Origin of the sequence: Kiloniella majae (genome assembly GCF_002118315.1) — a bacterium.
Taxonomy (GTDB): Bacteria; Pseudomonadota; Alphaproteobacteria; order Kiloniellales; family Kiloniellaceae; genus Kiloniella; species Kiloniella majae.
The window spans coordinates 401,611-424,567 of record NZ_MTSZ01000001.1; the positions used below are offsets into that span (position 1 = coordinate 401,611).

General features: G+C 45.1%; 25 protein-coding genes. 10 read left to right on the plus strand and 15 right to left on the minus strand.

Features of this window, described 5'->3' with window-relative positions; genetic code table 11:
- Positions 1 to 18 precede the first annotated feature (18 nt).
- From BKB51_RS01870 to BKB51_RS01900, 7 genes are all read right to left on the minus strand, one after another.
- Positions 19 to 552: a hypothetical protein gene (locus tag BKB51_RS01870; RefSeq protein ID WP_085899393.1), complete on the minus strand. Its 534-nt coding sequence runs from the start codon at positions 550 to 552 to the stop codon at positions 19 to 21.
- Between the two features lie 128 nt (positions 553 to 680).
- The gene (locus BKB51_RS01875; protein ID WP_085899394.1) at positions 681 to 1,211 is read right to left on the minus strand and encodes a hypothetical protein; all 531 of its coding nucleotides are present in this window, start codon (positions 1,209 to 1,211) and stop codon (positions 681 to 683) included.
- Positions 1,212 to 1,311: 100 nt separating this feature from the next.
- Complete coding sequence (locus BKB51_RS01880) at positions 1,312 to 2,832, minus strand: ABC-F family ATP-binding cassette domain-containing protein (protein WP_085899395.1); 1,521 nt, start codon at positions 2,830 to 2,832, stop codon at positions 1,312 to 1,314.
- A gap of 221 nt (positions 2,833 to 3,053) precedes the next feature.
- The gene (locus BKB51_RS01885) at positions 3,054 to 4,016 is read right to left on the minus strand and encodes a Rossmann-fold NAD(P)-binding domain-containing protein (protein WP_085899396.1); all 963 of its coding nucleotides are present in this window, start codon (positions 4,014 to 4,016) and stop codon (positions 3,054 to 3,056) included.
- Positions 4,013 to 5,137, minus strand: a complete 1,125-nt coding sequence (locus tag BKB51_RS01890) for an aminotransferase class I/II-fold pyridoxal phosphate-dependent enzyme (RefSeq protein WP_085899397.1) — start codon at positions 5,135 to 5,137, stop codon at positions 4,013 to 4,015. The genes BKB51_RS01885 and BKB51_RS01890 overlap by 4 nt, the downstream gene beginning before the upstream one ends.
- Positions 5,130 to 6,134, minus strand: coding sequence for a threonine/serine dehydratase (locus BKB51_RS01895; RefSeq protein ID WP_085899398.1), 1,005 nt, complete (start codon positions 6,132 to 6,134; stop codon positions 5,130 to 5,132). Before BKB51_RS01895 ends, BKB51_RS01890 begins: the two co-directional genes overlap by 8 nt.
- Positions 6,131 to 6,766, minus strand: coding sequence for a helix-turn-helix transcriptional regulator (locus BKB51_RS01900; RefSeq protein WP_218043936.1), 636 nt, complete (start codon positions 6,764 to 6,766; stop codon positions 6,131 to 6,133). The genes BKB51_RS01895 and BKB51_RS01900 overlap by 4 nt, the downstream gene beginning before the upstream one ends.
- A gap of 299 nt (positions 6,767 to 7,065) precedes the next feature.
- On the opposite strand from BKB51_RS01900, the gene BKB51_RS01905 reads away from it, so the two are divergent.
- The gene (locus BKB51_RS01905) at positions 7,066 to 7,428 is read left to right on the plus strand and encodes a helix-turn-helix domain-containing protein (protein ID WP_158090113.1); all 363 of its coding nucleotides are present in this window, start codon (positions 7,066 to 7,068) and stop codon (positions 7,426 to 7,428) included.
- 43 nt (positions 7,429 to 7,471) lie between these two features.
- On the opposite strand, the gene BKB51_RS01910 is transcribed toward BKB51_RS01905, so the two are convergent.
- Both BKB51_RS01910 and BKB51_RS01915 read right to left on the minus strand, forming a co-directional pair.
- Complete coding sequence (locus tag BKB51_RS01910; RefSeq protein ID WP_085899401.1) at positions 7,472 to 8,173, minus strand: helix-turn-helix transcriptional regulator; 702 nt, start codon at positions 8,171 to 8,173, stop codon at positions 7,472 to 7,474.
- A gap of 8 nt (positions 8,174 to 8,181) precedes the next feature.
- Positions 8,182 to 8,736 carry a GNAT family N-acetyltransferase gene (locus BKB51_RS01915; protein ID WP_085899402.1) on the minus strand — a complete coding sequence of 185 codons (555 nt, stop codon included), beginning with the start codon at positions 8,734 to 8,736 and terminating at the stop codon, positions 8,182 to 8,184.
- A gap of 282 nt (positions 8,737 to 9,018) precedes the next feature.
- Here BKB51_RS01915 and BKB51_RS01920 point away from each other — a divergent pair, with 282 nt between their 5' ends.
- Entirely contained in the window at positions 9,019 to 9,711 is a 693-nt protein-coding gene (locus BKB51_RS01920; RefSeq protein WP_198946600.1) for a substrate-binding periplasmic protein, read from the plus strand.
- A 92-nt stretch (positions 9,712 to 9,803) separates the two neighbouring features.
- Here BKB51_RS01920 and BKB51_RS01925 read toward each other — a convergent pair whose 3' ends face one another.
- The gene (locus tag BKB51_RS01925; RefSeq protein WP_085899403.1) at positions 9,804 to 10,157 is read right to left on the minus strand and encodes a VOC family protein; all 354 of its coding nucleotides are present in this window, start codon (positions 10,155 to 10,157) and stop codon (positions 9,804 to 9,806) included.
- A 119-nt stretch (positions 10,158 to 10,276) separates the two neighbouring features.
- On the opposite strand from BKB51_RS01925, the gene BKB51_RS01930 reads away from it, so the two are divergent.
- Positions 10,277 to 11,185, plus strand: coding sequence for a LysR family transcriptional regulator (locus BKB51_RS01930; protein ID WP_085899404.1), 909 nt, complete (start codon positions 10,277 to 10,279; stop codon positions 11,183 to 11,185).
- Between the two features lie 687 nt (positions 11,186 to 11,872).
- Positions 11,873 to 12,451 carry a DUF6151 family protein gene (locus tag BKB51_RS01940; RefSeq protein WP_085899406.1) on the plus strand — a complete coding sequence of 193 codons (579 nt, stop codon included), beginning with the start codon at positions 11,873 to 11,875 and terminating at the stop codon, positions 12,449 to 12,451.
- Between the two features lie 122 nt (positions 12,452 to 12,573).
- Here BKB51_RS01940 and BKB51_RS20690 read toward each other — a convergent pair whose 3' ends face one another.
- Positions 12,574 to 12,729 carry a hypothetical protein gene (locus BKB51_RS20690; RefSeq protein ID WP_158090114.1) on the minus strand — a complete coding sequence of 52 codons (156 nt, stop codon included), beginning with the start codon at positions 12,727 to 12,729 and terminating at the stop codon, positions 12,574 to 12,576.
- A gap of 214 nt (positions 12,730 to 12,943) precedes the next feature.
- On the minus strand, positions 12,944 to 13,447 hold the full coding sequence (locus BKB51_RS01945) for a DUF1499 domain-containing protein (RefSeq protein WP_085899407.1): 504 nt from the start codon (positions 13,445 to 13,447) through the stop codon (positions 12,944 to 12,946).
- 217 nt (positions 13,448 to 13,664) lie between these two features.
- On the opposite strand from BKB51_RS01945, the gene BKB51_RS01950 reads away from it, so the two are divergent.
- Positions 13,665 to 14,066, plus strand: a complete 402-nt coding sequence (locus BKB51_RS01950; protein WP_085899408.1) for a hypothetical protein — start codon at positions 13,665 to 13,667, stop codon at positions 14,064 to 14,066.
- A gap of 6 nt (positions 14,067 to 14,072) precedes the next feature.
- Here the strand turns inward: BKB51_RS01950 and BKB51_RS01955 are convergent, their stop codons facing one another.
- Positions 14,073 to 15,308, minus strand: coding sequence for a DmpA family aminopeptidase (locus BKB51_RS01955; RefSeq protein ID WP_245813195.1), 1,236 nt, complete (start codon positions 15,306 to 15,308; stop codon positions 14,073 to 14,075).
- Positions 15,309 to 15,458: 150 nt separating this feature from the next.
- Here BKB51_RS01955 and BKB51_RS01960 point away from each other — a divergent pair, with 150 nt between their 5' ends.
- The 3 genes from BKB51_RS01960 (at position 15,459) to BKB51_RS01970 (ending at position 18,627) form a co-directional block, all read left to right on the plus strand.
- Complete coding sequence (locus BKB51_RS01960; protein ID WP_085899410.1) at positions 15,459 to 16,313, plus strand: helix-turn-helix transcriptional regulator; 855 nt, start codon at positions 15,459 to 15,461, stop codon at positions 16,311 to 16,313.
- A 120-nt stretch (positions 16,314 to 16,433) separates the two neighbouring features.
- Complete coding sequence (locus tag BKB51_RS01965; RefSeq protein ID WP_085899411.1) at positions 16,434 to 17,696, plus strand: cysteine desulfurase-like protein; 1,263 nt, start codon at positions 16,434 to 16,436, stop codon at positions 17,694 to 17,696.
- 283 nt (positions 17,697 to 17,979) lie between these two features.
- A complete protein-coding gene (locus BKB51_RS01970) occupies positions 17,980 to 18,627 on the plus strand; it encodes a hypothetical protein (RefSeq protein ID WP_085899412.1) in 648 nt (215 codons plus the stop codon).
- Between the two features lie 159 nt (positions 18,628 to 18,786).
- Here BKB51_RS01970 and BKB51_RS01975 read toward each other — a convergent pair whose 3' ends face one another.
- Positions 18,787 to 19,635 (minus strand): hypothetical protein, encoded by an 849-nt coding sequence (locus BKB51_RS01975; protein WP_085899413.1) that lies wholly within the window; start codon positions 19,633 to 19,635, stop codon positions 18,787 to 18,789.
- Positions 19,636 to 19,808: 173 nt separating this feature from the next.
- Between BKB51_RS01975 and BKB51_RS01980 the strand changes: the two genes are divergently transcribed.
- Entirely contained in the window at positions 19,809 to 20,390 is a 582-nt protein-coding gene (locus BKB51_RS01980) for an NAD(P)H-dependent oxidoreductase (RefSeq protein ID WP_085899414.1), read from the plus strand.
- A gap of 194 nt (positions 20,391 to 20,584) precedes the next feature.
- On the opposite strand, the gene BKB51_RS01985 is transcribed toward BKB51_RS01980, so the two are convergent.
- A complete protein-coding gene (locus BKB51_RS01985; protein WP_047763110.1) occupies positions 20,585 to 20,977 on the minus strand; it encodes a helix-turn-helix domain-containing protein in 393 nt (130 codons plus the stop codon).
- A 462-nt stretch (positions 20,978 to 21,439) separates the two neighbouring features.
- Here BKB51_RS01985 and BKB51_RS01990 point away from each other — a divergent pair, with 462 nt between their 5' ends.
- On the plus strand, positions 21,440 to 22,924 hold the full coding sequence (locus BKB51_RS01990; RefSeq protein ID WP_085899415.1) for a DEAD/DEAH box helicase: 1,485 nt from the start codon (positions 21,440 to 21,442) through the stop codon (positions 22,922 to 22,924).
- Positions 22,925 to 22,957: the final 33 nt, after the last annotated feature.

Consider the following 22,957-nt stretch of genomic DNA (forward strand, 5'->3'; position numbering starts at 1 on the left):
GAAAGATCAGCCCGCTGGTTAATCGTTAAAGAGTGCCTTGAGCTTTTCCAGATCAATATCTTGTTCCGACAGATTTTCCGGGTCCCATTCACTGCGTTCAGCTTCGAAAAAATCACCGCCATAGACATGAATTGCCCCGGTCAACTTTGTAATCGGATTAGCGACGGAATGAATAATATCACTGCCAAGTGGGGCATAGTCCCCTGTACTTAATGCCGTAGCTCCGGCTGCTTCAATCCGTCCATTCGGATCATCTTTGATCCGTCGCCAGAAAATATTATCTTCTCGTCCGCCGTATACACCTATCGTTGCCCACATATTATGATTATGCGGAGCAATCATCATGGATGGTTTCCAAACCAGATTAAGGATCGTCAAATCCGAAGAACAATAAATCGGTGTCAGGCCCGCTTTTTGAGGTTCACCCAAAGCCGTGGCAATGGATGCAGGGTCACGAAAGGCACGATCAAATATTTCAGAAACACTTTTATGTGTTTTATCCCGGCGAACTGCTGTGCAGCAGTCTTCGACAAAACGTTCCAAATTAAACATTCGGGTTCCTTTTCAGTACAGAGAGCACGGGCAACATCTCTCTTGATAGAACCGGATCGGAACGAGCAATGATCAAGTATCGCAAAAGAACGGTGAAAAATCCAGCATTGCGCCTTGAACAGGATACCCTATTCTATTTCAAAGCTATTGATGATTTGATCAAAACCCTTTTGGACCAATTCTTTATCCTCGTCAGATACCTGGGTAAAAATAATAGCGAAGTCTGAGTCCGTCCTCATTTCATAAAAATCTGATGTGTGGGGAACCTCAACACTGGCGAGCGTTATTGCAAACTGATTACGAATAGCCTTAGCGACATTCTCTTTATAATCAGGTGTAAATTCAAAAACTTCTCCCCTGTTTCGCGATCCCACAGGCAACTCGGCATTAAAGTTTTCAATAATTAAATCGATATAGTCTTCCAGTTCGATCCTTACCCCGTTATGGAACAGAGAAACCCCAGCAACAGCATCCCCTGATGATTCAATGCTGATATATCGAAATCCCTCTTCGGTAATGTCCTCCACGACCTTCCAGTTTCCGGGCAACTTAAAACTCACGCCATCTTTAACATAGGACTGACTGTTGGAAAGATCGGCAGCTTCTTCACAGGCAAACAGAACAAAAGCCAATACCAACACACAAATATTTTTCAACATCTTAGCAATTCACTTCATCAAAATTATTTTAAATCAAAACAGCAGACTAGATAGTGATTGTTATGAACACTCGCAACCGAAACAAACCGTACTTGTTACTCTATAACTGCTCACCCAACGAAAATGTGAAGAAATCTTCAGGATTATCGATTTCCTTTAATCGCTTATTTTCAATCAGCCAGTATCTGGTGCCAGTATTTCTTACAAAAGCCCTGTCATGACTAACCAGAAGACAGCTGGCATTATGGGCCTGTAACTCTTCTTCCAAAGCCTCCTGCCCTTCAATATCCAGGTGGTTGGTGGGTTCATCCAACAGATAAAAATTCGGATTGCGAAGCCGAAGATCCAGCATCGCCAAACGTGATTTCTGTCCACCGGATAACGCACCGATGGGTTTACTTTGCATATCCAGATTAATGCCAGCCCCGGCCAGCAAGGCAATGGCACGCTGATCCCCCACATCAAAGCGTTCAGTTATAACCTCTTGCGGTGTTGCTTGATCGTCCAGTTGGGACAATGCTTGATCGGAATAGCCCATGACAACGCTTGGTGTGGATTTGATCGTCGGGTGTTCGTCCATGACGGCCTGTTGCACCATACGGATCAACTGGGTTTTCCCGGTTCCGTTACGCCCAAGCAAAACAATACGATCCCCTCGTTTGATCCACAGAGGTGGGGTCTTGAATAAAACTTTGCCATCAGGGGTTGTGACTTCCCCCTCTTCCAGTGTGATCAAAGCCTTGGCATGGGTATCTGAATTGACGAGTTTGATGGCTCCCGCCGACTTGTCTTTATAGGCTGCCTGAGATTGTTGTTCGATTTTATCCGCACGCTCTTTAAGCTGCTTGGTTTTGGTGATCAGCAGATCACTACCAGAATTAACCCCGATATTCTTAAGCTTCGCAGCCTGACGTCGAAGTTGTTGCGCCTTGCGAGCATCATTTTCAAACTGACGCTCTTTCGCGGCATCACTTTCATCCAACGCTGCCCGTGCCTGACTATAGGAAAGCGCAAAACTTTGCGACTGATCTTCCCGTAGAAAAAGCGTGCGATTGGTCACGGCATCGAGAAAAGCACGGTCATGACTGGCCACCAGTATCGGCGTATCCCGCGCCACAGTATCCAGCCAATTCTGAAGGAACCCAATGCGCGAAAGATCAAGATGGTTGGTCGGCTCATCCATTAACAATAGATCAGGTTCTCCTACCCACACCCGGGCAAGTAACATGACGCGTTGCCAACCACCGGACAGTTCACGAACCAAGCGACTGTGTAACTCTATGGGAACCGACAAATCATCCAGAACAACGTCCACGCGCCAGCTTTCATATTCTGCCTGCTCGGTAGGTAGAACAGAAAGCACAGCATCATAGAGGCTTCGCCCCATAAGTTCGTCGGGAACATTTTGTTCCACATACCCGACCTTAAGTCCCCGGGCGCGGGTTATGTCCCCCTCTGTCGGCTCCATCCCACCAGCAAGACAACTCAACAACGTGGATTTCCCGCGTCCATTGGCGGCAACCAAACCAATGTGGTCACCTTTATTGATGGAGAAATTTAAATTGGAAAAAAGTGGTGCCCCGAGGGTGATACCAAGATCCTTGGTATTAAGAAGTGTCATAACAATCTCGTACAGAGTTAAAGCGCTGACCTACATTTCTCGGGTTATAGAATTAGGGCCAAGCATTCAAGGAGTGGAATATTCTCAACACATTGCAACCTTAATCGCGCGTTTTCAAGTACTTTCAACGCACTTGAACCTTAAGCCCTCACTTTAATCATTAAGTAAACATAAGATTGCAAATCAAAAATTTGAGCGCAAACAGATATACGAGCCAACCTCTAGCTGACTTCTTTACGCTCCCAGACCAATGACGCCACGGCAATGTCTTCAGCAGCAATCCCGGTCAGATCGGCGATTGTAATATCATCAGCATTTAAACGCCCCTGCTGTTCACCCGCAAGAACAAGCCCCAATGAGATGGCCCGATCTTCTGAGACTAGACAACCGCGAACTGCATGCCCCAGATCGCCGTGATGGACACATTGGGCAAGGTCGTCGACCATAATAACCGCAGCTTGCGCAAACAATGCTGCGCCCAGTTCCTGTTTTCCCGGATTGTCCGTTCCCATGGCAACGATATGAGTACCCGGTTGCACATCCTCATTAAGTACCAATGCTTTTGGCGACGGGGTTGTTGTAATGACGAGATTGCATCGTTTAAGGAGATCTTTTACTTCTGATGCTGTGCTGACGCCATATCCCTGCGCTGTCATGTCATCGACGTAATTCGCTACCTGTTCAGGATTGCGCCCATAAACCACGATTGACTTTAATCCTAAAAGACGACAGGTCCAATCTGCTTGTAGCCGGGCCTGTTCCCCTGTGCCAATGATACCAACTGCGCTCACCTTATCCGGGGCGCCGGCCTGTGCCGCCAACGCACCCGCCGCTGCTGTGCGGATATCTGTGAGCCAGCCCTTGTCATCCAACACACAGACGGGCGCGCCCGTTTGCGCACTCAGGACCAGCATCATGCCACTATTGGGGGACAGGCCAAGCTTACCGTTATCTCGAAAGCCACTCGCTATTTTCACCACAAAGGTATCGGCCCCTTTTTGATGACCATACTTGATATGGCACTCCCCAACTGCCGGATTATCTAGTTGCAAGATACCCGGTGGTGGTGAGTTTACGTCCCCTCGCCCATGAGAAATCAGAGCCTCCTTTACAGCTGAAAGAATATCATCTTCACTCAGGCAAGCTTGAATTTCATCGAGCGTTATAATCGGTAATGTATTCATGTGTTACTCTTGAGGTAAGCACGGAAAACGGCAAGACCTTCATCGATATTTTTGCGTCCAAAGCCGACCCGAAAACGGTTCCAGATCACAGGTAGCAGGTCAGATTTATAAATCCGCGGTGGTAGAAGTAACACACCGGATTTATTGATCAGATCTTCACAAAAATCATCCGTTGTTCCCTGGCCTTTATAAGCGGGAAATCCAACACATCCCCCATCGGGCACCTGCCAATCAAACAGATCAGGAAATTCATCAAAAAATTCTGTCAGCTTGTTAGCGTTTTCTTTCACCAGTTTGCGGTTGGTCGCAAGGATCTGCTCTCGCGCTCGCAGAGCAATGATAGACAACCACTCGCTCGGCCCGGAATTACATATAGAGAGATAGTGTTTGTAACATTCCATTTGTTTCAGGAGATCCCGATCCTGACAGGCAATCCAGCCGATACGTAACCCTGGCAGTCCGTAAGCCTTTGACATCACATTCAAAGATAGTGCCTTTTCATAAACATCTGCAGCATGTGGCAATCGTAGGCTCTCATCACGCTCAACACCCCGATAGACTTCATCACTAAACAGATAAATATCGTGGGCACGGCAAAGTTCAATCAAGCAATCAAAGGAACTGCGTTTTAAAATGGCCCCAGTCGGGTTATTGGGAAAGTTAATGGAAATCAGCTTTGTATTGGGGCGAATTGCCTTTTCAAGCGCATCCATATCCAGCGACCAGTTATCATCCGGGTCAAGCGGAACACCCGTGACCTCACAGATATCGAGAGGTAGAGTTTCTGCCGCCTGATAGTTTGGCACTACAACAATAGCATGATCCCTAGGTTCCAACAGAACCCGCATTGCTACGTAAACACCTTCCTCAGCCCCGGCAAAACACAGAATATCCTCCGGTGTTAACCCGTTATATGTATTGGCAATCTCTTGCCTTAACATAGGATGCCCAAAGGTTTCGGTATAACTTAGTGGTAAATCATAAAACATCTCTCGATCTTCTTCGCTTGCCATCGCCAAAAGCTCATTAATGGTCATGCTCTGAATATCAGACGCAGTCATATGATATCTGGCTTTGAACTCCCAATCAGAAAAAAACGTTTCCAGTGAAAAATTACGCATTCTCTTTCTTTCTCTCGACTGAGTTGATCACACCACAAAATGTCTCATAACCGATATTGCGTCCGCAGATTACAACCGCAATCTTTTCCCCCGCGTAATCACGTCCGGTTTTAAGAGCAGCAGCAACGGCAACACCCGCGGCCCCTTCAATAATAAAGCGTTCACTGGTCGCCACATCGCGCATGGCTTGCGCAATTTCTTCTTCGCTGACCAAGACATGACGATCAATAACTTGCTGACAGATCGGAAAGGTAACGGTGCCCTCTTCAACACCGCCTGCGGAACCGTCAGCCAGGGTGTCGGCCTCCCACGCGTCATAAATCTCGCCCTTTTCCAGACAATAGTGCATTGATGCCGCGTTTTCGGCCCAACACCCGATGATATCAACATCAGGCAAACACGATTTGAGATAACTCCCCACACCCGAAATAAGCCCCCCGCCGCCAACACAAATATAGACGGCAGCAAGGTCTGGGCATTGCATCGCAAGTTCCAAACCGATTGTTCCCTGTCCAGCGATGACATCCAGGTCTGCATAGGCAGAAACGTAGGTGATACCCTGTTCTGTTGCTGCCGTTCTTGCCGTACGTTCACTATCCACACAGGTGCCTTCGACCAAAACGGTTTTCGCCCCCATCCTGGTGATGTTCCCATGCTTCAAAGGAGACACCGTATCCGGCAAATAGATCGTGGCTTCCACATCCCCGACGCTGGCAGCCTGAGCTGTCGCCATGCCATGGTTCCCGGTTGATGCCGTTGTTATTCCTTTTGTACGTTGCTCTTCGGACAAGGTCAGAACCTTGTTCATCGCCCCGCGCATTTTGAAGGACCCTGTACGTTGCAAATGCTCACCCTTAAGCAAAAAGGTCGCCCCCGTACGCTCACTAAAGGACGGCGCTTCGTCCAACGGCGTTTCACGCACACCGCCATCCACAGCCTTAATTCGCTGATTAGCCGCAACAATTTCCTCGACCAGATTGCGATCATTTATGATCATGCCGATCCCCTTTGCTCTTTTAAATATTTGTATACGGTGGCGCGTCCAAGCCCCAAACAACGAGCCACATAGTTGGCAGATCCTTGCCCCTGAAAAGCCCCTTTAGCTTCCAGAGCAATAACCAGATCATGCTTTTCACGTCGTCCGAGCGCTTGCAGGCTCAGTCTGTTTTCCAACAACCATTCCTGAATAAAAATGTTGATCCGCTCATGCCAGTCATCGCGAAAGATCTCCTCAATCTTGTCGCTTTGGTTCTCGCTGTTCTCTTCGGGCTCACATCCTTCTTCTGGCGCTCCCAGCATCATTCCCAGAACCTGATGCATCCGGTTCATGTCTGACATATCCAGATTTACACAGATCATAGCTTCTGCTTCACCACCACTATTCCGCATGACAATACTGATAGACTTGAGAACTTTACCGTCCCAATTCACCTTGCGATAAGGCCCAAGCACGCGATCACCCTCGGCAAACTCTACTTCGTCCATATGGGATGGTGATCCAATTTCACGATTGGAATAGTTATTCGCCAGATAAACAATCTCTTGCATTTTCAGATCGTGTATCACGACTTCGGCATGGGGATGCATTAATGCCGCAATCCCGTCTGCCATAGATTTGTAGTTCGTCAATTCTTCCATAACTAGACATATAGTCTATATTTGGAATATGAGTCTAGAAATATTTTGCAACAGATATTCCATCAATATTTAAGGTCGAGAAAAGAAGAATTATTTGTCGCCTGATGTCTAAAATTTTAAGTTGTTTATCTTATGAATAGAAAATATACTTATTCCTACATTGTTATGTGAAAGCCTCACAATAACAATCCGTCGGTTCAACCTTCGGCTTCATCATTTCATTTTACCGCTAATCAGCCCGATTGGTAGATAGCCACCGGGGATTAGCAGATGACCGCTGGGATTTTGACGTGCCGATTATAAATAATATCCACACGAGTAATATCACTATCGGCGTAAATATTCGTTATGCGCGACTTTTAAAAAATCTGTCCAAGTCAGACCTTGCACATAAGGTCGGTGTTAAAGCGCATTATATCCAACAATGTGAAGCCGGTGAAATCGAAATTCCCCCGCCCCTTTTACAAGATATCGCCAATGTCCTTGGTGTTACGATTTCTTCGTTTATCAATACAACAAAACGCGCCCCCGCCAGCAAAGACAGCTATCTTTCAAAAGCGCTGAAAGCAGTTAACGAATTAGAAGATTCTATTGCGCAAAACCACGAATACAGATTAGCCGAAACGGGCAACTCGAATATCAGAACAGACTAATCCCATTTGAATTCTGATGAAAGGTCTTCAGCAGTAAGACAAGTTAGTCTGAAGCATTCTTTCCTAGTTGCTTAATAATTGCGCCGGTAAAGGTCGTAACACCTTCTTTCTTGGCAATTTTCTTGTGATGAGAAAACAGTGTATTCACAGAAATTCCCAACATTTCAGCCATTGCTGCATTAGAGAGTTCAGGCTGATTAATCTGCAGTCTCAAAATTTTTTGCTGTATCGGTGAAAGCGTGATGTTTTCCCTGCTCAATTGCCGCAACAATGTATGACCCGAGCAAAGTTGACGATCCAGCTTATCAGCCGCCAAAGCCAAAATCCCGGAATGTTTTTGGTATAACTCTTCCACAGGACAATCTGTTGTCAGAATTAAAGCTGATTTTAGATTGCTGCGCCCTGAAAAAACAACAACACCATCTTCCATCCCAAATAGTTTCCATAAATTATCCGCTACTTTAGCTTCTGCACTGCCAACAAGAATAGTACGCCGGGCCTCTGCAAAGGTATAACTACGATGCCACTGATGAATAGCACGTGCTACGGGACAAAAACGGTATACTTGCGCTGCGTAATAGTGCTCCTGAAAACCTCTTGCCAGAAGACCTTCCCAGTTGTCCATTACATCCGGGTACCATCGCTGAAAGAACAAACCATTAAAACCCAGATTTAGAATCAGATCTCTGGTCTCTCCAGGCGTTTCCGCCTGGAGAATATCTTGCGCAAATTTTAACTCTTTCACACTTATGTTTATCCTTGGGTCTGAGCAAAAACATCTGGAAAGGCGCGTACAGCCTGCCGCAATGAAACCTCCCCCCTCAATCTAGCCTTGTCTTTTGTTGTCTCCAACGACAATTTGATCGGCACATATTCATGTCCGCGATAGTTAAGTGGCTTTTCCCCCGTAGGTCTAAAGCCATAAAGCTTCCAAAACCGCATCAACTTCGGATCTTCAACAATACCAATCACAGTTTGCAGACCCATCATTTCTGTGTATCGCTTTGCATTTAAAAGCAAAGATCGGAAAATCCAAGGATTTTTCCCCCTAACCTCTTTCAAGACAGAGAGACGTTCCCAAATTGTCGTACCACCTTCATCCATAGAGATAATGCGAATTCTCATTGTACCACAAACAATCCCGTTCCATTGGGCAATTAAGTGGGCTGAACACAAATCATTTCCGTCAAACTGCTCCTCCTCTGGCTCTCCTCCCTCACCCATAAAAACTTGACGTCTTATGCCATAGGCAAGCTCTAGTTCATCCAGAGTTTTAACAATAGAAACATCAATAGCGGATTTAGTCATTATCTTATCCTAACCTTTAAGTGAACAAACACTCGTTAGAATAAGGCGTGAAGTTAACTTCTTTAGTTATGGATAGTGGCTGAGATAAAAATATACGAAAATTTCATTTTTTACGCACATTATAAATCTGGGAAACTCCAATACGCTCTGTTTTTTTACTAAGGCAGTAAGCAAGATCTCAATAAAGGAGAGATCAGAATGAACCGCTTTAGCTTTATATTACTTCTAAGTATCTTTTATTCATCAATGCATACCACTGCATTCAGCAGGGATTTCGTCATCATGGCTAATCCCCAGGAACCATATAAGTTTCAAGAAAATGGGATTATCCAAGGGATCGATATCGAAATTGTCGATATTGTCATGAAGAAGCTGAATATTGCCTATGTCATAAAATTTATAAAATCTGATGCCCGCATTCAACAGGAAGCTCAAAAGGGTAGAGCTGACATGTTGCTTCTATTCTCGAAAAGAAAATCCAGAGAAGAGTATCTACTCTATCCAGAAGAATCCTATGTGAATATAACCTGGAACTTCTTCATTCGAGCCGAAGACGAGAATAAGATTACCTTTGACACCTTCGATGATCTCAAGGGACTAACAATTGGCGCAACCAATGATATTTCCTACACCCCTGCTTTTTTTGATGCCAATCTTAGACTTGAAATGGCGCCACGTAATGATTTGCAAATCGGTAAACTTTTAAAAAACCGGTTAGACGCCGTCCCGATGAATACAATCAGCACACTTTATGAAGAAAAGAAAAAAGGCAATCTTGAGAAAATTACCTTCTTACCCAAACCACTCAAATCAAAGCCTTATTACAACGTTTTTTCCAAAGCCTCTACCTATCCAAATATCAGAGAAATACATCGAAAATACAATCAGATCATTAAAGAGCTAAAGGCAGACGGTACAATTCAAAATATTTTTGAAAAATATCTCTCAAAACAGATAAATATTCCTAACTCTTAGGCTATTTCACTCAATCCTCTGAAATAAAATCGCAACAAGCTTCAAACGCAAGCTTTCAAACATGGAATAAATCTCGAATACACGGTTAGAACTTACTTATCTGACCAGATCGCGAGTTCATTGCCATTCGGGTCCTCAAAATGAAACCGCTTCCCCCCGGGAAATTCATATATATCCTGCTTAATAACACCGCCTGCCTCTTTAACTTTGGCAAGAATTTTCCCGAGATCATTACTATACAAAACAACCAACACCCCCGGATCAGCAACTGGCCGCTTGCTTTCTCCGTTAAAACCACCTTCAACACCTGCACCAGAAAAGCTGATATAATCCGGGCCCCAGTCCTGAAACACCCACCCAAAACAAGTTTCATAAAAGGCTTTTGTCGCGGATACATCACGCAAAGGAAACTCAATATAATTAATATGATTGTTAGTATTACTCATCAAAACATAATCTCCATGACCGGATTAATTCGTTTAATCTTCAGCCGCTATTATCAAGCTTTTCATTTTGGGATAAAGGAATATTATTAAAACAATTATCCCATATATGGAACACCTTCATGCACTACAATGCCATGGCGATTTTCGTTTACATCGTTCAAACCAAGAGCTTTACCAAAGCAGCCAAAGAGTTATCCCTTCCCCTTTCCACACTAAGTCGAAAAATTACAGAACTTGAAAAATCTCTTGAAACTAAACTACTTACTCGTACAACGCGTTCAGTTGAACTAACGGATATCGGCAAAATTTATTATCAACATTGCCAAGAAGGCTTGGCATCATTCAATTTTGCAAACCAAACGCTGCGCCAATACAGATCAACGGAACAGGGGCAACTTCATATATCTGTTCCACCCAACCTCGCAGAACCATTGTTTCTGCCAATCGTAAAAACATTTCAAAGTCGATACAAACAAGCGAAGGTAAATGTCTCTATTTCGGAAAGGCTATTAAACTTCGATGACGATAATCTTGATATATCTTTTCGGGTTGCACCACCTGAAAACCACAACCATGTCGTCGTTTCCCTGCTAAAATACCGTCATATCCTGATCGGGGCACCAAGTTATCTCGCCATTAAATCCCCCATAAAGAAACCAAGTGATCTAAAAAAGCATTCGCTCATAGGATTTGGGTTTCATAATAAACCAGAGCTTATCTGGCGATTTCAAAACGGCAAAAAAAATTATGAACACTCATTCTCGCCCAATCTTTCTATAAATGACTATATGAGTGTCCTCGAAGCAGCAAAACTTGGGATGGGTATTGCAGAAGCTCCCTCAATCTTGTGTACCGAGAAAATTGACGCCGGAGATATTGTTAAACTGTTGCCCTCATGGCATTTTCCGGAAATAACCCTTTTTGCAGTGCATCAGGGGTCTCAAAGACTTTCTCGCCTCGCAAGGCTATTCCTAGATTTATGTAAAGATCAGTTTCAGATCAAAAGATATGAACTCACCAATCGTTAGATGTTTAGTATCTGAACCTGTTTAAAGAAAGCTGCGCGACAGTATATCAAGCTTTTTCAGTTTATTTTCAACTTAGTTCCCACGCAAATCCACAATGGCTACGTATCGTGTCAAGCACGCCCCATACCCTAAATATAGCCCCATTAAAGCCATTGATATACAACCACTATTACACTTATGTGAAATTCTTCTTCTCAAAAGAAGTATTTTCAGGTTATAGTGTATGGAAAGTTGTTGACGTGAGTGCGTTACCTGAGTGTTTAGCGAAACCACTAGGGGGAGACGACAAGATGACTGATCGTATCAGGCATAATAGCCGCAAAGATCAGAACACCATCTCCACAAGCCTCAGCCCATTCTGGCTTCGCTTTTGTTTCCCCGCTTTTCAAATTTTTTCTTTAGTTTCATCCTTTTCACTTCTTCCCAATTGCAAAAAAACTAACCGTTTTTTGCAAGGTTTTCGAGACAGAACTCTTGAGATCAATGCTCTAAATTTATTTTTACAGAATAAAACCTCCCTACCCTGAGCAAGTATAGTTTGTGTCAACTTGCTAACTTCCCCGGTCTCCCTTGGCCGGGGATTTTTTTTCAAACACCATCCCCATACTACCTTCAAAAACTATTGTTCTCACTCAACAAATTAGTACTATCTTCGCATAATAAATTTATCCTCCAAAGGCAGAAATCATGGCTGATATCGCACTTGAGTGTTCTTGCGGCAAAGTAAAGGGAGTGGCGAGGAACATATCGCCAACAACGGGGCGACGCGTCATCTGTTATTGCGGAGATTGCCAGAATTTCGCAAAAAAAATTGGCCGTGCTGATGATGTTCTCAATACTCATGGCGGAACCGATATTTTTCAGATCACACCGTCTCAAGTTGAAATTACGCAGGGGCAAGATCAACTTCGCTATTTAAAGTTATCAGAAAAAGGTATCTATCGCTGGTACACTAACTGTTGTCAGACACCTGCCGGAAATATGGTAGGCCCCAAACTTCCCTTTATCGGTATCGTTCACAACTTTATGGCTTGTGGAGATGACTGCGAAAAAGTTCTGGGGCCAGTACGCTATTCAGTTATGGAACAAGGCGCAATAAAACCTCAGGACACAACAAAATCAATGCCCTCGGCTGAAAAATCTGCTGGGAAATTTCCAATAGGTTTGATGATTAAAATTTTTGCGCGACTATTTATTGATAAGATCCAGGGTAAAAACAGGCCAAATGCCTTTTTCAAATCTGATGGAACACCTGTTTCAGAATAATGTCCCGCGAACGTTGTTTCGTTTAACAGTGATCAAATAACAAAGAAAATAGCAAAGATCGTCAGCACTAATATTGCTGAACCGAATATAATTGGGTGACCAGTTTTTTCTTATGGCCTGACTTATTTTCTTTTCTGACGCAGTTTATGATTTTGGCCCAGCTTGTTATTTTGGCCGTGCGCTTTAACAGGAATAACGCAAGGCACCTCAGCTTTTGAGCCACCAAACGTTTGGTTCAAATTCATCAAAAAAGAAATCAGCGGTTTTAAAAATACCATTGTGGTCTTCCTTATTATTTTGCCAATTCTTGGTCTAATCTTCGAACTTCGAATATCAAAGTCACAATCCTATTAGACCACGTAATTTTGCGAGCAAATCACCAAGGAGCACACCCTCATCTAGAGATCTCAGTTTTTCAGAAACATTTTAAAATAGCCTTAACAAGCCAGCAAATAAATCACCCTTAACATTCGGAACGGATCTATAGTCAAATCAACCAGACATCTGAGTAAGCCAATTTGTGATCCGCTGCTCATTTACCCCAAAATCACTTTTCCCATAGTGGGAACGACTATAGATCGCCAAGGTCGAGGTTGTTGAGCCAAGCGGGATAAAACGGATCGTAATGCTATCGGGATAACGTATCCACTCTGTTCGTTGAATAAAATCATATTGTTGCTTTTGCTCATCTGCGGCCCCCTCTTCTATCCGGGGCTGTTTCTTGATAAATGTCAGCCACTCTGCCTTTAGCTCATCCACAGATAAATTGTAAACCGGGCTTTCCCGGTGGGCAGATGCCTGACAGAAACTTTTAGGGCAAACCAGAAATTGATTTAGGGTTGATGGCAGTGTCAATGTACTGAAATTAATTTTCTTTTCTTCGATCGGACCAAAAACAAGCTCCAAACCCCGGTCTCGCCCAATAAAAATCAACCCCACCAATATGAAAATGATGATACCGACCAATAGTCCCATAAAAACTTTCAGAAACATCATTACTGTCTTCCTTATACTGGCTCGTTTTCATCTGTACTGGTCTATATTGCTCTGATCTATATTGCCTGTGGGATCACACTTTTAAATAGGCGGCTAAGGCGGCTTTAAACAAGAATTGAGTTCTCTTTAACACTTTATAGCTATGCTATTGATTGAAAAGTGAAGGTAATAAGTAAAAACATAATAATTCAAACTGGATAGCGAGGAAAGCAAACAGATGCCTTTAAAATTTTCTTCTGCCGCTTCACCAGAAAACACTAATCGCTATTCAAACAATGCGCCCGATGTTTTCAGTCGTGGAAGCCTGATGTTCACCTATGAACTTTTGCGCAAAAACAATCCAGAACTGGCATTGACCGTACGTAATATTGTTCATGGAACACCTTTGGATAAATCAGATCAGAATATTGACTGTCAAAACACGGATCACTTTCAGGTACAGCTAAGCCCCCTTCAGATACGTGCCATCGTCGAAGGACTTGTTGCTCAGGACATTCCCTCTCCCTCCCCTGAAAATATGGGCAAGGTTATCATGGCCAAGGCACTGGTTGATGAATGGGCTAAACTAGCCCGAAAAATGCTGCAGGAACTTCCCGAAGAACAAAGTAGCTCGTTTTGATCCTGGTTACTTATCTTCATTTTCCTGTTGCTTGTTCTTTGGATTAATCTTCACCATATCTATTAAAACAGAATGTGGCAGTGCCGGAACAAAATTGCCATCCCGTCCCTCCATGTCTTCATTGGCGACCATTGAGTTAATGATCGCTTCTTCTGTTGCCTGTATAACCGATTCAAACAGGAAATCCAGATCCGCATCGGGGATAAAGGCGACACTTTGAACAGCAGGTTTTGTCTCAGCCAAGACATCACCATTGGCTGTTGAAAAGGCCAGAAAGATATCACCGGACCCATGCGCCCCGATCCCGCCGGTTTTCCCCATCCCCAAAGCCGCCCGACGCGCCAACCGCTTGAGTTGATGCGGAAGCAACGGCGCATCCGTCGCAACAATACCAATAATAGAACTAAGCTCTGTACTGGCGGTCTGTTCGACCATCTTTGGTTCAGACAACCCTTTACCAATGGGGTGCCCCAGAATTGTCAGATCGTCACGTTTACCAAAGTTCGATTGTACAAAGACACCGACAGTGTAATCCCGCCCGGCATAGCCAACCCGACGCGAGGCGGTCCCCGACCCGGCTTTGAAACCAAAGCTCTTCATGCCCGTCCCACCGCCAACACTTCCCTCTTCTATCGGGCCGGATTTCGCCGTTTCGATTGCCTCGTACACGTGTTCATTCCTGACATGAAAGCCATTAATATCATTCAGAAAACCATCATAAGTTTCAGCGGCGACAGGCAAGCCAAAACTGTCCAGAAACTCAACAGGGTAAATCTGACTGGCCCAGCGCAGGGTCGCATCCCGGGTCAGACCACAGGCATGGGTGTTGGTTATGGTAATCGGCAAGGTCAGCAAGCCAACTTCTTCCAGATAGTGAGAAGACGTCAGCTCACCATTTCCGTTAAAGGAAAAACATCCCGCGAAAACAGGTTTACAGATCTCTGACTTAGGACGAGGTAAAATAGCCGTGACGCCCGTTCGCACAGGGCCTTTGCCAACCTGCAAAGCTCCTTGCCCTTCGATCAAGGTCGTATAACCGACACTCACCCCGGCAACATCGGTGATTGAATTGTGTTGTCCCGGTTCACCGGGAAATTCCAATCCAAGCCCCGCTGCCCTCATTTTCCTCGCAGGTGTAGTTTTCTTACTGTTAAAGGAAATATCAGACATCGCTGGCTTTCTGTTCTTCAATAAAGCATCAAGAGTTCTAGCCCAGTAGTATTGTCGGAAACCAGTCTTCACGCAACTTCTCGCCTCTTTGATGCCATGCTCGAGAAAAGGCGATAAATGAAGGCTGGCTTCCTATCCCAATAGACAGCCATAAAGTTCTTGATATACTCTTGAGCCAACAAAACCCCATAATAAACAGGTTGCGGATCAGGGAGGTCGAGAATGTCAGGTGAAATCGTACAATCAACAAACTTTAGACCTGACCATGACCATACTAATTTTAACACTGCTCTCTGGGTCAGTTCACTCATTGACAATATTGGGAAAAAACATTTTTTCCCGTGGGTTGCTGATCAGCTAAAACACGTTATCCCACACGAATTCTGTATGATATTTCAATATCAAAAAGAACAGCGACCACAGGTTCTCTACGACGGATTAAGCCCGCTGGGATATCGGGAAGGTTTGAAAAATTTTCTGCAAAGTACCTGGCAGATTAATCCCTTTTACCACGCCTGTCGCGAAGGTTTGAAGCCCGGTCTGCACACGATGGAAGCCCTGTCACGGGAAATTTCGTCACGCTCCTATGCAGAGAAATCCAAAAGCCCCCATGATTACAAAATGCGCCCAGATCAAATGGAAGAAATCGGCTATGTCACAGATGGTTGGCCACTGGGTATGCAGGAACTTATGCTGGCTATTCCCCTGCCCGGTAATGATGTGATTGAAATTTCTCTGTCGCAAAAAACAGATCACGCGGGCAAAAACGCCGCCTTGCTTGAACGCTCGCAAGAATTGGTGCCCATTATCATCAGCGCCATCAAAAAACACTGTGAAGCCCTCGGCTTAACACAAGAAGCAGCACAGCAAGCTCTTATACCGGACCGCTATGATCTTACACCGAGAGAAGAAAACATCATGGATCTGATCCTATCTGGACACGGATCAGAGGCAATTGGCCTTCGCCTTGGCATTGCCCTGCCAACGGTCAAAACGCATCGCAGGAACCTCTATCGCAAGCTTGGTATTTCAACACAGGCAGAGCTTTTTGCGCTTGTCTCCCAAAGAGTTCACTAGAATTGAGCTTCGCCCTTCAAACCACTGATCATCCCAAACTCATCCTTTAGGATGATTGTTCGGACCAAAGAGGCCTGACAACAATCCTTGCAGAACAAAGTGGTTTTTGAGGATTAAATTATGACCTTCCCCATTGAAAGCGTTCGCGCGCAATTCCCTTCCCTGTCCTTGACCGATAGCTTAAACGGTAAAGAGCAACGGCGGATCTATCTGGATAATCCCGCCGGGACACAGGTAACATCGCGCGTGATTGAGGCGGTTTCGAACTGTTTTCTTAACGCAAATGCCAATCTTGGCGGATACTTTCCAACATCAATTGCCGCAGAAAAGGTCGTTGATGATTGCCATCTGGCCATGGCCGACTTCATGGGGTCTGATGATCCCGGCGAAATCATTATCGGCGCGACCATGACAACGCTAACCATGCACATGTCGCGCAGTATCTGTCGTAATTTCAAGCCGGGGGATGAAATCATCGTCACCCGGATGGATCACGAAGGCAACGTTGCTGCATGGTTAGAGATTGCGCAGGATCTGGATCTGGTGATCAAGTGGGCCGACTTTGACAAGGCGAGCTGGAAAATCGAACCGGAACATATCAAAGGCCTTATTACTGATAAAACAAAGCTGTTGGCGTTGAACTATGCCAGTAACCTGACCGGGGCCATCAACGACGTTAAGTCCATTATTGCCGAGGCCCATAAATCTGATGTGCTGGTTTATGTTGATGCGGTTCAACTGGCCCCGCACCACCAGATTGACGTCAAAGACCTGGGCTGTGATTTCCTGATCTGTTCACCCTACAAATTCTTTGGCCCGCATATCGGGGTTCTTTGGGGCAAACGATCAATACTCGAGAAAATGCACGCCTATAAATGCCGCTGTGTACCGGAAACATTGGCAACCAAGTATGAAACCGGCACGCCCGCGATTGAGCTTTTGGCCGGATTGACCGCCGCCATAGATTATTACGCATGGCTGGGCGGCGAACTGGGCCAGACAGGATCTCGCCGTGCGCAAATGACCACAGCCTTTAGCGCCGCAATAGAATACGAAGAAAACCTGACCAGTCAGCTTATCGAAGGCTTGCAAGAAATTGATGGTGTGGAAATCTTTGGCCCCACCGCACATAACCAGATGAAGTCGCGGGTACCCACCGTGTCTATCCGCCACAACAAAGTAAAGCCGGATCCCCTCGCAAAGGCTTTGAGTGAAGAAAATATCTTCGTCTGGAGTGGCCATAACTATGCCATTGGTGTTGTTGAAAGCCTTGGTATTCCAATGGACGAAGGTATCTTGCGTATTGGCATCGCCCATTACAACACCGCCGAGGAAGTAGAGACAATCCTTGGCTCAATCAAAAACATTGTGACCAACATCTAACGCTTTACGGCATCCGGCCGATAACAAAAAGCCCTCATATCTTCTGCCTCCCCTGCGATATATGGTAGATGTATTATGAGGGCTTTTCGTTATGAGTTTTTTTCGGGTTATCCTCATTTGGGCCTGCTCTCATAAAAGTGAAGGTAAATCATATCCCGTGACTGGCCTCGTGTATGATTTATCGGCCATACTCAATACCAAGAAAATGACACGCCTGTTTCAGTTTTTACGCCAACGTTTTGAGCCCCACAGTTTAACCGCATAAAACGGAGATATTCATATCATGACAATATCAAAAACCTTTGCTGTCGCCGGAACGCTTTTGTTGATGGCAATGCCACACGCAATGGCAGCCGAAGATCACCCTATGGGCTTTTTCGTGACATCTGTCGGTTCCGGCCAAGGGGGTAATCTTGGTGGTCTGGAAGGCGCGGATGCCCACTGTGCCAAGCTTGCCGAAGCTGCGGGGTCAAAGGGTCGGACATGGCGGGCCTATCTCGGCACACAGGAAGAAGGCAAACGCGGTGTCTCCCCGCGGGATCGTATTGGCCTCGGCCCCTGGTATAATGCCAATGGTGTCTTGATTGCCAGTGACGTCGACCAGCTTCACCTGAACCCCAACATCGTCATGCGCACTGCTGTTGATGAAAACGGTAATCGTGTTAACGGACGCGGCGACAAACCAAACCAGCACGATATCCTCACCGGTGCTATGTCAGACGGCACAGCCTATTTCCCTCGGGATAAAAATGATCACACCTGTAGCAACTGGACCAGTTCCGGCGAAGGTGCCACCACGGTCGGCCACCACGACCGCCACGGCGGCGGCAACACATCCTGGAACGCCGCCCACGACAGCCGAGGTTGCAGCCAAAGTGATCTAACTAAAACGGGAGGCTCCGGCCTGTTCTATTGCTTTGCTGCAGATTAGAAGGGGTTGCCCCAGATTATAAGAACTTAACAAAACAGGCCCAGAAGGAAATCAGCCTGATGGGCCTGTTTCTGAATTCAACCGAAGCTGAATCCAGCGCTACCAATCAGAAACATGATGCACCTATTCCAAAGTCTTCGACTTATTTGTCAAAACCCCTTAATTTTCGGCTTTTCTTGGAGGCGTTCTGTTTATCACATATTTTGAGAGAAAATCACGCATGCGAGTACGCGTACCTTCCCAATTACAAAGCTCAGTCTTTGGAAATTGGTATGAAATATCCCAGCCTTCAAATGTAGTTTTTGCATTACAAAAACGATTGTTTTTGAAAGATTTACAATTGGCGTAAAAACCATCTTCACGTTGTATTTTTTTGAGGACTTTTTTTACGTCTAACTCCTGAATTTCCATTGTAGTAAGTGGATAAAAATGTTCTCCATTAGTGAAGGGATAAACATCTTTATACTCTGGGTTAGAAAATGTAGGCTCTGAGCCATCACTATAAATAGTTAAGTCACAAAATTGATCTGTTTCTCTGTAATCACCATCCAAAATCGACGAATATTTTGGACCAGAAATAGGCGTAATACCTGAATAAATATCTATATATGATTGATTTCGAGTTAACTCTCTACGCGCTTTACTATAAGCATCCATATCAAGTACGAGTTTTTCTGTTTCTCTGAGCTTTGGCTCAATTGCCTCGAACGCATAATAATCGAGCCTTAATCCAATTTTCCACTGCGGCCCACCATCCTGATTACCTCTGTAAAAATACATATCTGCAGGAAAAGCAAAGCTGATGCTTTCTCCTGTGGTTTGATATTTGTCTTCTCTAGTCGAATTGTATTTATGAAGTGTGACTATGATAGGCTCTGAACCTTTATCCACCACAGGCCCCGGGTTTAGCCTTACTGGCACAGAATAAGGATATTTGATGGCATACCAAAGCTTATAGCCAGCAATAGAAATTATTATCAGAAGGGATGTGGCTATAACTTTACGCATCAGATCTATTCAATTCACTACTTAAACTAGTAATTTCACCTTACAGAACACCCTATCATTCGCCAACAAAAACAAAACAATGACTTGAAACACCATACTCTTTAAACTTTAAAAATAGTTGTGGTGTTTCATAGATACCAAATTAAAATAACTTATTAGCTAAGGAAAATACCGTGAAGTGTCTGGTTGTTATTGCGCATCCGTTAAAGGATAGTTTGTGCAAACATCTCGCGAAGGAGGCAATCGCGCATTTAGAGGCCAAGGGCTATGAGATCACGGTAAAGGATCTCTATGCTGAAAGCTTTGCACCTACCCTCACCCATGCTGAACGGCAGAGTTATTTTACGGAAGAGTTTGATAGCAGTGTCTTGGAGCAGGACCTTAGACAGTTAAAAGAAACACAATGCCTTGTGCTGATCTTTCCGACGTGGTGGTTTGGTTTTCCCGCCATTCTCAAGGGCTGGTTTGACCGGGTGTGGGCGCCGGGGCATGCCTATGATCACGCAGATGATAACAAGGCTATTTTGCCCAAGCTCGACAATCTGGTTGAGATGAAGGTCATTACCACGCTTGGGTCGCCCAGATGGGTTGATCTCTTGATTTTGCGTCAACCTGTCCGGCGGGTTCTCAAAACTGCAATCCGGGGAACCTGCGCGCCCAAATGTCGCTTTCAGATGCTCTCTCTTTATGCTAGCGAAAGCCTGAGCAAAGAAAAAGTGGATCGTTTTATCCGGAAAATCAGAACACGGTTTTAAACCAACGTTCTATAGCCATTTATCTGAACCCTTGCTCACCCGATATTTCATCGGTCGTATAGGCTTATCTATACTTCTCTCTGTACGTCTTGAACAAAAAATCAAGTTAAATAACTAAACCAGAAGAACAATCCACTTCGAATCAATTCAATTTTCAGAATTCAAAACTAAAACTAATAATTACGTACTAGCAATTAAACTTGAGCAGCGTCCTGCTCGGCCTGATCATCTTTGATGCCACGCTGAACACGATTTACTTCGCTGGAAATTTCAAAAAGAAGCTGCACCATACGTTCGTGCATGGACTGTAGACGGGTAATCTTGCTCTGTAGATCAGCAGTTTCAATAACTTCAACATTTGGCGGTAAGCTGGTATTGTCTTCGGATCCTTCCAGCAACCAAATCATATTCACGCTCAAGACACCGGCCAGCGCGACAAGTTTGTTGGCACGAGGCTCTGAACGATCACTTTCCCAATTATTCATGGTCGAGACTTTAACTCCGACACGGCGCGCAAGCTGTGATGCACTCAACCCCTTACTCTTACGTGCTGCCTCGATACGTTCGCCCATCGTGATATATGTCATAAAAATTTCCTAATATAATTAAACAAAACATTCATTAAAGAGCTTCGGGGATCATTACTCATATGATAACAACAACACAGAGTGTATCCCTTTAGCACTACCCAAAGGGATACACTCTTGAGAACGTCATAACAAGAGAAATTTTTGTGAAAGGGCAAAACCCATCTATTAATTAATTGATTTTAATTATTATTTTTTCAGTAAAATCACATAACACGCAAAAAAAGCCTCATCCTGCATCCTAACCACATCTTGTTATTTTCTTTACCTATCCGGTTTATTCTTGCGCTATGAAGACAGATAGCTTGCTGGCCCTGACATAATATATGCCCCTACAACACATGATCAAAATACCTCACCATAATACAGCCCCGGCATGGCTGCCCCGCAGTATCGTTGATTGACAGAAGGGCCATTCAGCTATAGTGAGACCGCACTCTTTTAATTTGAAATTTGGCGATAATGAGCAATTTTTCCGACCTTGGCCTTCGTGATCCTATTCTCCGTGCAATCAAAGAAGGCGGTTATGAACAGATGACGCCTATCCAGTCACGGGCTATTCCCAACATTATGGAGGGAAAAGATCTGATTGGTGTTGCCCAGACCGGGACTGGAAAAACAGCGGCTTTCTCATTGCCGCTGATACAATATCTGCTCAAAGGCGAAGGCAAGCGCAAAGCCAAGACAGCAAGGTCCTTGATTCTGGCCCCGACACGTGAACTTGCGATCCAGATTTCAGATAACGTCCGTGACTATTCCAAATATCTGCACCTGCGCAGCACCATCGTTTTTGGTGGCGCATCCGAAAAACCACAGATCAAGGCAATGGCCCCCGGTGTTGATATCCTGATCGCAACACCCGGTCGTTTGCTGGATTTGATGTCACAGGGTCATATTAAACTAAACGAAGTTGAATTCCTCGTCCTTGACGAAGCTGACCGGATGCTCGACATGGGCTTTATCCGTGACATCAAGAAAATCATCAAGGAACTGCCAGAAAAACGGCAGACTGTACTGCTTTCCGCCACCATGCCGAAGTCTGTTACGACACTGGCCAACACCATTCTGATCAACCCGGTACGTGTAGAGGTTGCCCCCGCAGCCACCACCGCTGAGAAGGTTGAACAACATGTCATGATGGTCCCCAAAAGCCGTAAACGTGATTTGCTGGGACATGTGCTCAAGGACGACGCAATCAAACGGGTTCTAATTTTCACCAGAACAAAACACGGCGCGAACCGCGTTTCCGAGTTTTTGGAAAAACAGGGTATTACCTCTGCCGCTATTCACGGCAATAAATCCCAAAATGCCCGTCAACGCGCCCTGGCTGATTTTCGGGATGGCGCGATCCGTGCGCTGGTTGCCACTGATGTTGCCGCACGCGGTATTGACGTAGATGGTGTCACCCATGTCATCAACTTCGAACTTCCAAACGAGCCAGACAGTTATGTTCACCGCATTGGTCGGACAGCCCGCGCAGGCGCCACAGGTATTTCCTATTCCTTCTGCGATCATGAAGAACGTGCATACCTGAAAGATATCGAAAAGAACATTCGTCAAAGCGTGCCTGTTTTTGAAGAGCATCCTTACCACGAAGAAGGTATGGCCGCCGCCCCTGCGGGCAGTTCAAAAGACGGAAAGAATGGCGGAAGACCCAACCGGAATTCCCGCAACGGTAAGCCCCGAAACGATAAATCCGGCAACAAAAGCCGTCGTGGCAATTCGCAAAAGCCATCCGGAAGATCCAAGTCTGCAGCAGGAAAACCTAATCCGGGCAACCCCAGCCAAGGTAAACCAAGTCAAGGTAAACCCAATAATAGTTCGGGCAATAACGCTGGAAACAAATCAGGCAGTCGGCCAAGCAACGGACCGGGCAACCGACCCAATAACTCAAAGAGCAACAGATCCAGAAACAGGCCCGGCAATAAAAGCTCTAACGCTGCTTAACCCTGGTATTGTTCGTATTACTCCTAGAAACAA

Excerpts from the sequence above, each read along its gene's own strand:
- BKB51_RS01950 (WP_085899408.1), top strand. The coding sequence starts at position 13,665 with ATGCCTTTAAAATTTTCTTCTGCCGCTTCACCAGAAAACACTAATCGC.
- BKB51_RS01915 (WP_085899402.1), bottom strand. The coding sequence starts at position 8,736 with ATGACTAAATCCGCTATTGATGTTTCTATTGTTAAAACTCTGGATGAA.
- BKB51_RS01990 (WP_085899415.1), top strand. The coding sequence starts at position 21,440 with ATGAGCAATTTTTCCGACCTTGGCCTTCGTGATCCTATTCTCCGTGCA.
- BKB51_RS01975 (WP_085899413.1), bottom strand. The coding sequence starts at position 19,635 with ATGCGTAAAGTTATAGCCACATCCCTTCTGATAATAATTTCTATTGCT.
- BKB51_RS20690 (WP_158090114.1), bottom strand. The coding sequence starts at position 12,729 with ATGGTATTTTTAAAACCGCTGATTTCTTTTTTGATGAATTTGAACCAA.
- BKB51_RS01880 (WP_085899395.1), bottom strand. The coding sequence starts at position 2,832 with ATGACACTTCTTAATACCAAGGATCTTGGTATCACCCTCGGGGCACCA.
- BKB51_RS01940 (WP_085899406.1), top strand. The coding sequence starts at position 11,873 with ATGGCTGATATCGCACTTGAGTGTTCTTGCGGCAAAGTAAAGGGAGTG.
- BKB51_RS01885 (WP_085899396.1), bottom strand. The coding sequence starts at position 4,016 with ATGAATACATTACCGATTATAACGCTCGATGAAATTCAAGCTTGCCTG.
- BKB51_RS01920 (WP_198946600.1), top strand. The coding sequence starts at position 9,019 with ATGGCTAATCCCCAGGAACCATATAAGTTTCAAGAAAATGGGATTATC.
- BKB51_RS01875 (WP_085899394.1), bottom strand. The coding sequence starts at position 1,211 with ATGTTGAAAAATATTTGTGTGTTGGTATTGGCTTTTGTTCTGTTTGCC.
- BKB51_RS01960 (WP_085899410.1), top strand. The coding sequence starts at position 15,459 with ATGTCAGGTGAAATCGTACAATCAACAAACTTTAGACCTGACCATGAC.
- BKB51_RS01925 (WP_085899403.1), bottom strand. The coding sequence starts at position 10,157 with ATGAGTAATACTAACAATCATATTAATTATATTGAGTTTCCTTTGCGT.
- BKB51_RS01895 (WP_085899398.1), bottom strand. The coding sequence starts at position 6,134 with ATGATCATAAATGATCGCAATCTGGTCGAGGAAATTGTTGCGGCTAAT.
- BKB51_RS01970 (WP_085899412.1), top strand. The coding sequence starts at position 17,980 with ATGACAATATCAAAAACCTTTGCTGTCGCCGGAACGCTTTTGTTGATG.
- BKB51_RS01985 (WP_047763110.1), bottom strand. The coding sequence starts at position 20,977 with ATGACATATATCACGATGGGCGAACGTATCGAGGCAGCACGTAAGAGT.
- BKB51_RS01870 (WP_085899393.1), bottom strand. The coding sequence starts at position 552 with ATGTTTAATTTGGAACGTTTTGTCGAAGACTGCTGCACAGCAGTTCGC.
- BKB51_RS01930 (WP_085899404.1), top strand. The coding sequence starts at position 10,277 with ATGCACTACAATGCCATGGCGATTTTCGTTTACATCGTTCAAACCAAG.
- BKB51_RS01965 (WP_085899411.1), top strand. The coding sequence starts at position 16,434 with ATGACCTTCCCCATTGAAAGCGTTCGCGCGCAATTCCCTTCCCTGTCC.
- BKB51_RS01945 (WP_085899407.1), bottom strand. The coding sequence starts at position 13,447 with ATGATGTTTCTGAAAGTTTTTATGGGACTATTGGTCGGTATCATCATT.
- BKB51_RS01890 (WP_085899397.1), bottom strand. The coding sequence starts at position 5,137 with ATGCGTAATTTTTCACTGGAAACGTTTTTTTCTGATTGGGAGTTCAAA.